This window comes from Enterococcus sp. 9E7_DIV0242, assembly GCF_002140975.2.
GTDB classification, from domain to species: domain Bacteria; phylum Bacillota; class Bacilli; order Lactobacillales; family Enterococcaceae; genus Enterococcus_L; species Enterococcus_L clewellii.
Genome location: NZ_CP147247.1, coordinates 2,557,103 through 2,570,938 on the forward strand (window position 1 = coordinate 2,557,103; position 13,836 = coordinate 2,570,938).

Here is a 13,836-nt window from a genome sequence, read left to right on the forward strand (position 1 = left end):
TTTGAAGGGAGGAGAAAATGACCCATATATTACCATTCATCCTAGGATGCTGTCTGGGATCATTCTTTTGTTTGATTGCTGAACGAGTGCCGAGAGGAGAATCTATTCTGCTGCCGGCGTCTCACTGCCCCTATTGCAGCCACCAGCTTTCATTCTATGAATTGATTCCGCTACTATCTATCATAACCCAAAGATTTCAATGCAGACATTGCTCGAAACAACTTCCTATTATCTATTTTATCAGCGAACTGGCAGGCGGGCTACTTGGTGCGTTTTGCTTCGCTCAGGGACTGCATCCCTCCTCCCTTTATGCTTTTCTCTTTTTGAGTATGGGACTTCTTCTGTCACTGACTGACAGTTTTTATATGATTGTCGAACCAAAGATTCTTTATTCTTTTTCGGCGCTCTTACTACTTTGGCATGTTTCATTTTCATTGCCTCTTTATTTCTGGAGCAGCTTGATTATCACAGCCCTTCTCTATAGCTTGAATCGCCTCATTCCTCAAGCGATAGGTGGGGGAGATATTTTACTCTTAGCTTGTTGGAGTTTATTACTTGGTTGGGAAAACATATTACTCCTTGTATTCTCAGCTAGCACTTGCGCACTTTGCTATAGTCTGCTTCAATGGATTTTTTTGAAAAAAAGAAACCGGCAGATTCCCTTTGTCCCGTTTCTGACAATCGGATTATTTTCCATTTTCCTACTCAAATAATCCAACACCTATCGAAGCGATTTAGACATTGCTCGAATCTAAGCTCTTTTGTACTAAAAAAATGAACTGGCTGGAGCGGCGAATAATCAAAAGCAGCGTCTTCAACAATAAGCCGGAACTCAGCAAAAATTAGAAATTTTCGTGAATTCCGGCTTATGTTTTCTCGTACAAGTTCCCTACCGTAGAATAGACTCTGCATACTTCGATCTTAACTTCAATCTAATGGATAATTTCCTTATTGGCTACTTTTGCCAATGATCTTTGATAAATTTAGCACGACCGGACCCTTGTCGATAGAGGTTATAATGCAAACGATTCTTTTGATAGTAGTCCTGATGGTAATCCTCAGCAGGATAGAAGGGATGCGCCGACTCGATGGTCGTGACAATCGGCTTGTTAAAGCGACCACTGGCTTGCAAAGCGGCTTTTGATGCCTCTGCCACTTCTTTTTGTTTCTCATTACTATAAAAAATCACTGGACGATAAGAATCTCCCCTATCCGCAAATTGACCTAACGCATCCGTTGGATCTGTCTGCTGCCAATAGATAGCTACCAGATCTTCATAGGATAAAACAGTTGGATCAAAAGTGATTTCTACTGCCTCTGTATGACCTGTCGTTCCTGTTGTTACCTGTTCATACGTTGGATTTGCTACATGTCCTCCTGTATAACCGGACACAACCGAGATGACTCCTGGCTGCTCATCGAACGGATGGACCATGCACCAGAAACAGCCTCCGGCAAAAATTGCTTTTTCATATTGCGTATCCATGATTTTCCCTCCTCTTTTTCTTCATGATACGCTTTTTCCGAAAAGAACAACAATTATCTGCATTTCAAAGAGGTCATGGAAAGAATGTCTATCCTATCTAGCAAATAGGAGAAGGAGAACTGGCAACACGGGGCAAAGCAGGCCACTTGAATCTCTTTTCTGTCCCACCATTTATTTGGTTTTAGTTTTAAATATAGAGTGAGCGTAGGATTTGAGTTATGTCCCACGCTCACTAATAGATATTTCACCAGAGTGGTTCACTGCCACTCCCTATTTCATTTAGATCGGCTATACTCCATGCACAAGTGACCAACGCTAGTTCAACTGTTTGTTGATAATCGAACGAGCTACCTTTTCTCTCATCTGGAGTTCATTAATTCCATATGTTTTTTCATAGTAAGTAATCAGCAAATCGATCGCAAAGACTTGTGAGACTTTCCCTGTCAAGGAACCACCATTCAGTAAGTATTCTTCGATGGCCGTTTGCAGTATGACATCACTGATTTGTGCAATCGGAGACAGCACATAATTTGAAATAGCAATGATTGTTGCTTTATTTTCTTTTGCAATTGATAGTGCATCATAGATATCCTTCGTTTTTCCCGTAAGACTCAGAGCAATCACCACATCCTTTTCTGTAAATAAAGAAGCACTCATTGCCTGATAATGAGAATCCGTGATTGCTTTTGCCTCAACACCACCTCGTAAAAACCGAGATTCCATATCTCGAGCAGTAATCCCGCTGGACCCCACACCGAATATATATATATTCTTAGCTTTGTGAATATATTCAACCGCTAGTTTCAACTTTTCTTCATCTGCGAGTACACTCGTTTCCTGTATCGCCTTTATCAAACGATTTTCAACTACTTTAACAAACGTTTCTTCCGAAGAAATTGAATGGTTTGAGATGGATGATGGAAATCCTTCTTTCGCAATATCGATTTTCAAATCCGAAAAACCATTATAGCCCAGCTTCTGGCAAAATCTGACGATTGTCGCATCTCCGACCATCGTTGCTTTTTTTATATCTACCAATGTTTGATGAAGGACTTTTTCCCCCGAAGAAACAATATAATCAGCCACTTTCTTTTCTGATTTTGTCAGGTAGGTGTAATTGGCATGTATATTTTCTAAATAGCTCATAGGTACACTCCGCTTTTCCATGTTTTCTCTATTTTCCATTGATTTACAAAATTTGTCAAATTTCTCACTCCTCCATATTTACATTTACGGAGGAGTGTAGTATATTAGAGTCGAATCAGGAGTTTTGCTCCAAAAATAAAATAACGGAGGAGAAAATGGAGAAAAAAGACTTTTTATCCAGTATAAAGGATGGCATCATCGTTTCTTGTCAAGCGCTCCCTGGTGAACCGCTCTATTCTGAACAAGGAGGAATCATGCCCCTTATGGCAAAAGCAGCAAGCGAAGCGGGCGCTGTCGGTATAAGGGCAAACTCTGTACGCGATATCAAAGAAATTCAAGCAGTCACAGACTTGCCTATCATCGGTATCATCAAGCGGGAATATCCGCCTCAAGAGCCTTTCATCACTGCAACAATGAAGGAAGTCGATGAACTCGCAGCAACAGGAGTGCCCGTCATTGCTTTGGATTGCACTGCAAGGGCACGGTTTGATGGAAAATCTGTTAGTCAAAATATACAGGAAATCAAGCTAAAATATCCTGATATTCTTTTGATGGCAGATATTTCTACAGTAGATGAGGGTGTCAATGCTTGGCAAGCAGGAGTGGATTTTGTTGGAACGACACTTGCAGGCTATACAAAAGAAAGTACATCTTCAAAAGGACCAGATATCGATCTAATCCAGCAATTAGTTGCTGCAGGAATAGATGTCATTGCAGAAGGGAAAATTCACACGCCGGAACAAGCCGCAGCCATTCATAGAATGGGTGTTGCCGGAATTGTGGTGGGCGGAGCAATCACACGCCCGAAAGAAATTGCTGCACGATTTATTCAAGCACTCAGTTAAATAATCAAGAAAAAATAAGGAGGATTTTTATGTTTAAGAAGTTTTCACAGTTAGGGAGAGCCTTCATGCTGCCCATTGCCATTTTACCTGCTGCCGGTCTCTTACTAGGTATAGGTGGTGCATTGTCTAACGCGAGTGCGATTCAAGCCTACCCCTGGCTGGATCAGCAATGGCTACAAACAATTCTAACCGTCATGAGCAATGCAGGAAATGCTGTTTTCAGTAATTTAGCACTTATTTTTGCCATCGGTTTAGCTGTTGGGTTGGCAAACGGAGACAAAGGAACTGCCGGTCTGGCCGGTGGTGTATCTTTTCTTGTTTATACGGCTACTATCAGCGGCTTACTACAATTATTCTCTCCAGATAACACCATTGATACAGGCGTTGTTGGTTCTATTGCTATTGGTGGAACCGTCGCATTCCTTCACAATCGTTATCGTAAAATCGAACTACCCAGATTTTTAGGCTTCTTTGGAGGATCTCGTTTCATCCCGATCATCTCTTCATTGGCCGCAATTGTAATCGGTGTCATTTTCTTTTTGATCTGGCCGCCAATTCAGCAAGTGATGACCAGTGCTGGTGAAGCTGTAGCAGGAATGGGAAGCTTTGGTACATTTCTTTACGGCTTCTTACTTCGTTTGACAGGAGCAGTTGGTTTACACCATACTATTTATCCCATGTTCTGGTACACTTCTTTGGGCGGTGTAGAAACTGTAGCTGGTGAGCAGATCGTTGGAGCACAGAACATTTTCTTTGCCCAATTAGCAGATCCGAATCATACAGGTCTGTTTACTTACGGTACTCGCTTTTTTGCAGGACGTTTCGCTACAATGATGTTCGGTCTTCCAGCAGCTTGCTTTGCTATGTACCGTGCTGTTCCTAAAGAAAATCGTAAAAACACAGGTGGATTATATGCCAGTGGTGCATTGACATCCTTCTTAACAGGGATTACCGAACCAATTGAATATATGTTTTTATTTGGTGCCCCTTGGCTTTATGTAATCCATGCCTTTTTAGATGGTTGTTCCTTCCTTGCAGCAGACTTATTGAATATTCGAATTGGGAACTCTTTCTCTGGAGGGTTGATTGACTTTCTATTGTTCGGTGTTTTTCAGGGACAGGATCGTACGCACTGGTTGTACGTGATTCCGTTAGGTTTAGCTTGGGCAGCTATTTACTATTTTGTCTTCTCATTCTTTATCAAGAAGTTCAAAGTAGCAATTCCAGGAATGGAGAGCGGTGATGAAATCGAAGCCACAACAACACCCGCTTCCACAGGAACAAATGCCTTATACGATGATTCTCTGATTATCATTGAAGCTCTTGGCGGAGAAACAAATATTGACTCTGTCACAGCCTGTGCGACTCGTTTAAGGGTAGCTGTTAAGAACAGTAGCTCTGTGAACAAAGAACAAATCAAACGTTTAGGCGCAGTAGCCGTACTGGAAATAGACGGCGGTATTCAAGCTGTCTTCGGCGGAAAAGCAGACTTGTTTAGTCAGGAAATCAATCAAATTTTAGGTAGCGAGTAAAAAAGTGAGCGCTCTCCGGTGATTTTTCCATCCGGAGGTCGCTCACTTTTTCCAATGAAATTGCTATTCTATTGCCAGATTTTCTCTTGGATAACCGTTTCCTTTCTTTCATGAAACACAGTTTGCAGCCGGCCTTCTATTAATAACTTTCGGCCTTCGATATTTTTAGTATAGCAAATCATTGCGGATGTTTGTTGCTTTTGAACCTCTTTCAAAAATCGTTCCGCTTCTTGCCTTTTCTTTCCATAGCATTCAGGAATCGCGTATCTTTCTGCCCCGATGACCAGTAAATATCTTGGATTTTGAATCTCTCCCAACAGTTCTCGGGCAGCTTCAATAAATAAACGCTCATTGTGGTAGCTATTGGTTTTCAGTTCACAGCAAAAGCTATCTGGCGTAGTCTGCAAGCATAGTTGATCTTCTTCAGTAAGCCAACCATCCCTCCTCATTAGGGCTACTAGCGCCTGCAATAGGTGCTCCTTTTTTCGACATGCTTTACGCCAAATTTTCTCACGTTTTCTTTCACTAAAGTAACTGGACAGTTCCCCTGTGGTCAAGGAGGCCCAGAACCCCTTTCGAGGCTGATTGTTGATTACGAAAGATGGGGACAGCTTCTTGTCCGAGCCCTCAGTTCCAGCCTTGAAAAAGAGCGGCATCGATAGCCTTGTGCCCTGTGCTAAAGCCGCCTGCCACATCTCATTGTAACGTTTTCTATCCGCTGCCATGAATAACTGCTGATGCGTGTATGTATTCAACTGCTCCACTGTAGCTTCTTTTGGAAAATCAAAGCGATCATATCCTGTCGTGATTCTAGGCGTTCCTTCCATTTCATTAATTCCCTCAATAAAAGATAAACGTTTGATAATAGGGATGACATCGGGCTGCTTTGCTAATAGAACATTGGGAAAAGCCAGACCTAGATGCCAAATATTTGTCAACTTCTCTTCTGAGGTTCTTCGCAACCCTCGTCCACGGATTTGTTGGATCTGTACATACGAAGCTGAACGATTGCCCAAGACCACCGTATTAACAGCTGGACAATTCCAGCCCTCGCCAAGCAAACTGATTGTACCAACTAAAATATGAATGCTGTTCTGATCTAAAAGCTGTGTTGTCAGCGCTAGAATTTCCGCTTTATTTTTATCAGTCAATGGTAGGTAATAATACCCATCACACAATGGGTGCTCCTGTAAAAAATGATTAAAAGCTTGATAGTGAGCAACACTTAACCTGTGGCTGATCAATAAAAACTCGCCGCAAATCGCTGCCATTTCTGTATTAGAGCCAATCAATTCTTTTAGCATCAGAAAGATCGGAACTACCCCGTAAGCCCACTGAGCATCTCCACCATCCAGAATTTCCTTTTGGATTCGATCCATAAAAATGACACAGGAAAGTGCCTGTTCCAAATAGCTTTCTTCTTTGATTACGATGTGACTGATTGCTTCTTTCAGTTGGGGGATATGCTGCCGATATGCATTGTTCAATACATACTCTGGAAACAAATGCAGTGCATCCTCACACAACCATTTCTGCTTTTCCAAATACCTAAAAATCGCTAAACCAGGCTGCTCCTTATAAAGCTGTGTATACAGATCAGTCAGTGACTTTTTCGACTGCCTGGGGATCTCCATCTTCTTATCCAGCCCCAACACAATCCAATGCTCATTATCCAACTCATACCCTTGCTCATTCAAATAGAAGAGACAACTAAGATAGTAATCAAACTGTTTATAGATAAATTCGCTATTTTCTAAAGGCTTCTGCAAAAAAGATTGCTGCAATAAATAATCAGTAACCTCAGAATTGCTGCAAAGCGTTTCGAAAATATCACTTTGCTCATATAAAAATCGGTTAAACTGCTGACTGCTCTCGTCTGTAGCCGAAACAAGATAGACATAATCCTGATAGGGGGCTAATACCTGCTCCTTGATCAATTCTGAAACAGAAATCTCTTCATCGATCTCCCCATTCAGCGCCAGATAACGTTGCCATTCTTTGCGATTAGCATCAAACGGCGGCGTAGCAGTTAATGACAAAGTTTGTAGGTTTGACGTGTTCTTCTTTAGTTGAAGCAAGAGCTCTGACCAGTTGTTCTTTAAATGATGGGCTTCATCCAACACCAAAAACTGAATCCCCTGTTGCTCAAAATAAAGCGGCTCTTTGTTTTTCTTACTGTACAACTCTTGATAGGTTGTAACAGTGACCTTTTTCAATACAGACAGGTCCGTAGAAACATCCAGCAAAGAATCATAGGTGCTTAAGGTTGTCAGCCATTGTTCCTTTAAAATCAAAGAGGGAACCAAAATCAATGTCTTTTTCTGTAGTCGTTGAACGATGCCTACTCCTAGTAACGTTTTTCCAGAACCAGGAGGTGCAATGACATGAAGACTCTGGTCATTCAAATATTTTTCCATACTGTCAAGCACTCGCTTTTGATAGCCCCGCCATTGAATCTGCTCTTTCTTCATACCATTCCTCCTTTTTTGCATTCTAATTACTGAGTAAACGCATCATTCTCTCGCGAGCTTCAGCAATGCAGCAATATTTGCCGCCGTTCGTTCAAGATTTATTTCAGCCTCTGCTAAAACCGTCTGCAAATCAGCTGGTTCGTTGACGGTTGAAAAGACCGCTCCAATACCATACGCAGAGGCTCGCTCACTTCCTGCGCCAAGACTGCCGCAAATAGCTACGATAGGTATGCCCATCGGTACTCTGCGTGCAACCCCAATCGGCGCTTTCCCTTCCATGCTCTGACCATCCATTCTTCCTTCCCCAACAATCACCAAATCAGCAGAAGCTACATGCGCATCAAAGTGCAGCAAATCCAAGACATAATCGATGCCCGATACAATCTTCCCTTGCACAAAACACGCTAACCCGGCACCCATACCGCCTCCGGCTCCACTTCCCGGCTCAGCAATCAGCTCCGGTGCAACAAGTGAATAAAAATGATGCATTGCTTGGTCTGTTTTCACCAAATCAGATTTGGCTAGACCCTTCTGCGGACCAAAAACATGTGTCGCTCCATTGTTGCCACACAAAGGATTCGTCACATCGGTAATTACCGTAATCGTCAGTTGCTCCAGCTGTTCTGAATACGGAGGACGTTGGACAGACGTCACGTTACCAAGATTCTCTCCTATCGCTTCCAGCTGATTCCCGGCCTCATCCAAAAACCTATAGCCCAAGCCCTCAGCCATCCCGATTCCCCCATCATTTGTCGCACTGCCTCCGACACCAATGAACAGCTGTTTGATTCCGTCTTCCGCCAACAATAGAATCAACTCCCCTAACCCTCTTGTTGATAGGCTTAGCGGCGCTCTTTTTTCTTTCGGTATATCCTGCAGCCCCACCAAAGCCGCCATCTCAACTAGAGCTATTTGCCCATCGGTAGTATAAGAAACAGCTATTTCTTCACCGAAGGGCCCCGTTACTGTCTTACTTGCAGAGCTCAATCCCATATTCGCAGAAAGAGCGGCAACCGTCCCTTCCCCGCCATCACCGACAGGCAACAAGTCATATTCAGCTGCTGGAAAACTTTTTTTGAACCCTCTCTGGATGATTCGTGCTGCCTCCATGGCGGACAAGCTTTCCTTAAAAGAATCCGGCGCAATCAAAATACGCATATCCACTCCTCCAATCATTGATGCTCTTACCTATCTACCATTACTATTGCCAGAAAAAAATCTTTCGAACATTTCTCTCTGATTTCTTCATACTATCAGTTCCTATTCTATGGCTAAACCACCTCTCATACAAGTAAATTTACACGTAATGGTTTTTCCTCTTGTCTTTTCTTTTTAAAGACTGGTACACTATGGATGGCTTTCATATCGTAGCAGGAGGAAAAAATATGATCAAAAAAACATTATTTAATAACAAACAAAATAGCTGGACGACTATAAATACCGAGGATAAAGAGGAACTGAAGAAGCTGTATACCGAATACGGGATCGATGATGAAATCGTCGAATATTCTTTGGATAAGAATGAGCGGGCGCATTTAGATTATGAAGCAAAAACAAACACTTTTGTTCTTATCTTCAATGTACCAAATCGACAAAAGATCGATAATCACTATGAAACCATCCCGATGACATTCATCATCAAAGACAATCGCTTCATCACAATCACAAATAAAAAAAATCAGTACGTTGTTTCTGCAATGGAAAGATACTTAGATGGAAACCCGGACATCACCCTTTTCAAATTTTTGTTCAGTAGTTTATTCTTAGTCACTGATTTCTTTTTCCCTTATATCGAGGAAATGAACGCCGGACGAAAAAAAGTAAATGATAAATTAAAAGAAAAGACCAGCAAGCAAAACCTGTTGCTATTATCTGATTTAGAGACAGGGATCGTCTATTTCGTTTCCGCCTCTAAACAGAATGTTGTGCTATTGGAGCAGGTCAAAACCCATCAACTCTACAAAGGGTTATCAGATATTGAAAAAGAAGAACTGGAAGATGTAGTGATTGAAGCAAAACAGTTAGTTGAGATGACCCAACTGTCCTCCCAAATTTTGCAACAGCTTTCGGGTACTTATACCAATATTTTGAACAACAACCTGAATGAAGGGATGCGCATCCTAACAGTCCTTTCTGTTTTACTGACGATACCCACAATCATTACCGGTTTTTTCGGAATGAACATGCCGTTACCTTTGGAAAACAATACTTCCGGCTGGCTCATCACGATCATTCTCAGCGTGTTCCTTTGGTTCGCCCTGTCCTTTGCATTAAGGAAGATCATGAAATAAACCTATTTACAAAGCAAAAAACCATTCGACCGAATCTAACGATTCAATCGAATGGCTTTTCTATTATAAGAAACTATTGGCTTTCACCAGTCTTCTTATTTATTCAACTCATTTAATGCATCTTCTGCAGCCATCTGCGCTTCAATATCAGAGATACTGTACACATTCTCGCTAGCTACCTTCACCTCTTTTGGTTCCATGTTACGGTAACGAGCCATACCTGTACCAGCAGGGATGATCTTACCGATGATAACATTTTCTTTCAAACCAAGCAGAGGATCTTTCTTCCCACGAATCGCAGCATCTGTCAGTACACGAGTTGTTTCCTGGAAGGACGCAGCAGATAAGAAGCTGTTCGTTTCCAGAGAGGCTTTCGTGATACCAAGTAATACTGGACGACTTGTCGCAGGAACGCCACCGGCTACCAATGTATCGTAGTTACGGTCTTTAAATTCAGCAATATCCAATAATGTTCCCGGCAAGATTTCTGTATCACCTGGGTCCATGACACGGACTTTACGAAGCATTTGGCGAACCATTACCTCGATATGCTTATCGCCGATTTCCACCCCTTGCATACGGTAAACACGTTGTACTTCACGCAGCAGGTAGTTTTCCACTGATAAAACATCGCGAACCTGAAGCAATTGCTTCGGATCGATCGATCCTTCTGTCAACGGCTCACCACGGTGGATCGTATCTCCTTCTGCCACCTTCATGCGGGCAGTATATGGAACAGTATACGTACGAGTATCTGTTTTCCCTTTGATCGTTACTTCTTTTTGACGTGTTGCAGGATCTTCAGAAATATCGATAACTTCACCGGTAACTTCTGTGATGACCGCTTGACCTTTCGGATTACGGGCTTCAAAGATTTCCTGTACACGGGGCAGACCTTGAGTGATATCGTCCCCGGCAACCCCGCCGGTATGGAATGTACGCATTGTAAGCTGTGTACCTGGTTCTCCGATAGACTGAGCGGCAATCGTACCAACTGCTTCTCCGACTTCAACGCCTGAACCAGTTGCCAAGTTACGTCCGTAACAGTGTTTACATACACCATGCTTCGTGTTACATGTAAATACGGAACGAATCGTTACTTTTTCAACACCAGCATCAACGATTTCTTTCGCAATATCTTCTGTAATCAATTCATCCGCACCGATGATCACGTCTTTTGTTTCAGGGTTTAGAATAGCCTTACGCGTATAACGACCCAACAGACGTTCTTCCAGTGCTTCGATGATTTCATTGCCTTCTTTGATTGCTGCGATTTCCAGACCACGATCTGTTCCACAGTCGTCCTCACGAATGATTACATCCTGTGCCACATCAACCAGACGACGAGTCAGGTAACCTGAATCGGCTGTCTTCAAGGCTGTATCGGTCATCCCTTTACGGGCTCCATGGGTAGAGATAAACATTTCCAAGACAGATAGTCCTTCACGGAAATTCGAGATGATCGGCAATTCCATGATACGTCCGTTTGGTGCGGCCATCAATCCACGCATCCCAGCAAGCTGAGTAAAGTTGGAGATGTTACCACGGGCTCCGGAATCTGACATCATGAAGATTGGATTTTTTGCATCCATACTTTCAATCAGTTTCAACTGGATCTCGTCTTTTGCACCGTTCCAAACAGCAATAACACGTTCATAACGCTCGTCATCTGTAATTAGACCACGGCGGAATTGTTTCGTAATTGTTTCTACTTGTTTATGTGCTGTATCAATAATTTCTTCTTTTTCACTAAGAACACTGATATCAGCGATACCAACGGTAATACCGGCATGCGTAGAATGCTTGTATCCAAGGTCTTTCATACGGTCAAGCATTTTAGAAGTTTCAGTGATATGGAATCTCTTGAAGACTTCTGCAATGATATTTCCAAGGTTTTTCTTCTTGAACGGCAGAACCAGTTCTTGCTCTTTAATGTAAGTTGGGACATCTGTTCCAGCTTCCACAAAGTATTTATCCGGTGTCTGAACAGTCAAGTTGTAATCTGTCGGTTCATTCAAGTAAGGGAACTCTATAGGCATGATCTCATTGAAAATAATCTTCCCTACAGTAGTAATCAACAGACGTTCTTTTTGCCAGTCTGTAAACGGTTTGTCACCCAATAACGTTGTTTGAACACCGATACGAGAATGTAGATGGACATAACCATTACGCCATGCCAGTACAGCTTCGTTCATATCACGGAAGACCATACCTTCACCTTCACGATCTTCTTCTTCCATCGTCAAGTAGTAGTTACCCAAGACCATATCCTGAGACGGTGTTACAACTGGTTTTCCATCTTTCGGATTCAAGATGTTTTGAGCAGCTAGCATCAGCATACGTGCTTCTGCTTGAGCTTCTTCATTCAACGGTACATGGACCGCCATTTGGTCTCCATCGAAATCGGCATTATACGCTTCACAAACCAATGGATGCAGACGAATAGCACGCCCTTCGACCAATACTGGCTCAAATGCTTGGATACCCAGTCTGTGCAATGTAGGTGCCCTGTTCAGTAAAACTGGATGTTCTTGAATAACTTCTTCCAGAATATCCCATACTTCATCTTCACCACGCTCAATTTTACGTTTTGCATTCTTGATATTCGTTGCAATTTCGCGTTGAACCAATACACGCATAACGAATGGTTTGAACAGCTCGATCGCCATTTCTTTCGGTAGACCACACTGATACATCTTCAAGTTTGGTCCTACTACGATAACTGAACGACCAGAATAGTCAACACGTTTACCTAGCAAGTTCTGACGGAAACGTCCTTGTTTCCCTTTCAACATATGAGAAAGAGATTTCAATGGACGGTTACCCGGTCCAGTAACAGGACGACCACGACGACCATTATCGATCAACGCATCAACCGCTTCTTGAAGCATCCGTTTTTCATTTTGAACAATGATACTTGGTGCATTCAGATCCAATAGACGTTTCAGACGGTTGTTACGGTTGATTACACGACGGTATAAGTCGTTCAAATCACTTGTTGCAAAACGTCCACCTTCCAATTGAACCATCGGACGAAGATCCGGAGGAATAACTGGGATAACATCCATGACCATCCAGCTCGGCAGATTGCCAGAGGCGCGGAACGCTTCCAGAATATCCAAACGGCGGATTGCACGTGTTCTCTTTTGTCCTTGAGCTGTTTTCAGCTCTTCCTTCAATGAAGTAACTTCACTATCAGGATCAACAGCATCTAGTAACTGTTTGATTGCTTCTGCACCCATTGCAGCTGAGAATCCTTGACCATACTGGTCACGTTTTTCACGATACTCACGCTCTGTCAGCAGTTGTTTTTTCTCCAAGCCTGTATCGCCTGCATCGATTACAACATAAGAAGCAAAATAGATGATTTCCTCCAGCGCACGGGGACTCATATCTAAAACAAGACCCATACGAGACGGAATACCTTTGAAGTACCAGATATGTGAAACAGGTGCAGCTAATTCGATATGACCCATACGTTCACGACGAACTTTAGAACGAGTCACTTCTACACCACATCGGTCACAGACGATACCTTTGTAACGAATACGTTTATATTTTCCACAAGCACATTCCCAGTCTTTGGTAGGACCGAAAATCCGTTCACAGAACAAGCCTTCACGTTCAGGCTTAAGAGTACGATAGTTAATCGTTTCAGGTTTTTTTACTTCCCCGTACGACCAGCTTCTGATCTTCTCAGGCGAAGCTAAGCCGATCTGCATGCTCTCGAATTTATTTACATCGATCAAAAGGGGTTCCCTCCATTTCTTAATAGGAAAAGCTAAACGAGTCGCCTAACTCCTGAGCAATAAGCTCGAACGAAACACAAGATGCTCTTTATCTTGAGGTTCGTTTGACTTATTGTCGATAGAGTTGACTCGTAGAGCTAGACAATGAAAAGCTGAACGAGCCATCAAACTCATTTGACTTATCGTCGGTTGGGTTGACTCGTGGAGCTAGACAGCGAAAAGCTAAACAAGTGATTTTAGGAAAAACCAGACAGATTACCGAACAGCTCTCTATCGAAAAATCAGCTCATAAAGCCGGCTGATAGACTATCTTCCA

At 42.6% G+C, this 13,836-nt stretch carries 9 protein-coding genes; 4 read left to right on the plus strand and 5 right to left on the minus strand.

The window, feature by feature from the left end; translation table 11 throughout:
- The first annotated feature begins 17 nt into the window (after positions 1 to 17).
- Positions 18 to 713, plus strand: coding sequence for a prepilin peptidase (locus A5888_RS21495; RefSeq protein WP_086349463.1), 696 nt, complete (start codon positions 18 to 20; stop codon positions 711 to 713).
- 242 nt (positions 714 to 955) lie between these two features.
- On the opposite strand, the gene msrA is transcribed toward A5888_RS21495, so the two are convergent.
- A complete protein-coding gene (gene msrA, locus A5888_RS12225) occupies positions 956 to 1,486 on the minus strand; it encodes a peptide-methionine (S)-S-oxide reductase MsrA (RefSeq protein ID WP_086349461.1) in 531 nt (176 codons plus the stop codon).
- A gap of 315 nt (positions 1,487 to 1,801) precedes the next feature.
- Entirely contained in the window at positions 1,802 to 2,632 is an 831-nt protein-coding gene (locus A5888_RS12230) for a MurR/RpiR family transcriptional regulator (protein WP_086349852.1), read from the minus strand.
- A gap of 155 nt (positions 2,633 to 2,787) precedes the next feature.
- Here A5888_RS12230 and A5888_RS12235 point away from each other — a divergent pair, with 155 nt between their 5' ends.
- Positions 2,788 to 3,477 carry an N-acetylmannosamine-6-phosphate 2-epimerase gene (locus A5888_RS12235; RefSeq protein WP_086349460.1) on the plus strand — a complete coding sequence of 230 codons (690 nt, stop codon included), beginning with the start codon at positions 2,788 to 2,790 and terminating at the stop codon, positions 3,475 to 3,477.
- A 29-nt stretch (positions 3,478 to 3,506) separates the two neighbouring features.
- Entirely contained in the window at positions 3,507 to 5,009 is a 1,503-nt protein-coding gene (locus tag A5888_RS12240; protein WP_086349459.1) for a PTS transporter subunit EIIC, read from the plus strand.
- 68 nt (positions 5,010 to 5,077) lie between these two features.
- Here the strand turns inward: A5888_RS12240 and A5888_RS12245 are convergent, their stop codons facing one another.
- Both A5888_RS12245 and A5888_RS12250 read right to left on the minus strand, forming a co-directional pair.
- On the minus strand, positions 5,078 to 7,480 hold the full coding sequence (locus tag A5888_RS12245) for a DEAD/DEAH box helicase family protein (RefSeq protein ID WP_086349458.1): 2,403 nt from the start codon (positions 7,478 to 7,480) through the stop codon (positions 5,078 to 5,080).
- Positions 7,481 to 7,522: 42 nt separating this feature from the next.
- Positions 7,523 to 8,638 (minus strand): glycerate kinase, encoded by a 1,116-nt coding sequence (locus tag A5888_RS12250; RefSeq protein WP_086349457.1) that lies wholly within the window; start codon positions 8,636 to 8,638, stop codon positions 7,523 to 7,525.
- A gap of 227 nt (positions 8,639 to 8,865) precedes the next feature.
- On the opposite strand from A5888_RS12250, the gene A5888_RS12255 reads away from it, so the two are divergent.
- A complete protein-coding gene (locus A5888_RS12255; RefSeq protein ID WP_086349456.1) occupies positions 8,866 to 9,771 on the plus strand; it encodes a magnesium transporter CorA family protein in 906 nt (301 codons plus the stop codon).
- Between the two features lie 95 nt (positions 9,772 to 9,866).
- Here the strand turns inward: A5888_RS12255 and rpoC are convergent, their stop codons facing one another.
- Positions 9,867 to 13,520: a DNA-directed RNA polymerase subunit beta' gene (gene rpoC / locus A5888_RS12260; RefSeq protein ID WP_086349455.1), complete on the minus strand. Its 3,654-nt coding sequence runs from the start codon at positions 13,518 to 13,520 to the stop codon at positions 9,867 to 9,869.
- Between the last annotated feature and the right edge of the window lie 316 nt (positions 13,521 to 13,836).

Bases quoted from the DNA above. Each gene is read 5' to 3' on its own strand.
- A5888_RS21495 (WP_086349463.1), top strand. From the start codon at position 18: ATGACCCATATATTACCATTCATCCTAGGATGCTGTCTGGGATCATTC.
- msrA (WP_086349461.1), bottom strand. From the start codon at position 1,486: ATGGATACGCAATATGAAAAAGCAATTTTTGCCGGAGGCTGTTTCTGG.
- A5888_RS12230 (WP_086349852.1), bottom strand. From the start codon at position 2,632: ATGAGCTATTTAGAAAATATACATGCCAATTACACCTACCTGACAAAA.
- A5888_RS12235 (WP_086349460.1), top strand. From the start codon at position 2,788: ATGGAGAAAAAAGACTTTTTATCCAGTATAAAGGATGGCATCATCGTT.
- A5888_RS12240 (WP_086349459.1), top strand. From the start codon at position 3,507: ATGTTTAAGAAGTTTTCACAGTTAGGGAGAGCCTTCATGCTGCCCATT.
- A5888_RS12245 (WP_086349458.1), bottom strand. From the start codon at position 7,480: ATGAAGAAAGAGCAGATTCAATGGCGGGGCTATCAAAAGCGAGTGCTT.
- A5888_RS12250 (WP_086349457.1), bottom strand. From the start codon at position 8,638: ATGCGTATTTTGATTGCGCCGGATTCTTTTAAGGAAAGCTTGTCCGCC.
- A5888_RS12255 (WP_086349456.1), top strand. From the start codon at position 8,866: ATGATCAAAAAAACATTATTTAATAACAAACAAAATAGCTGGACGACT.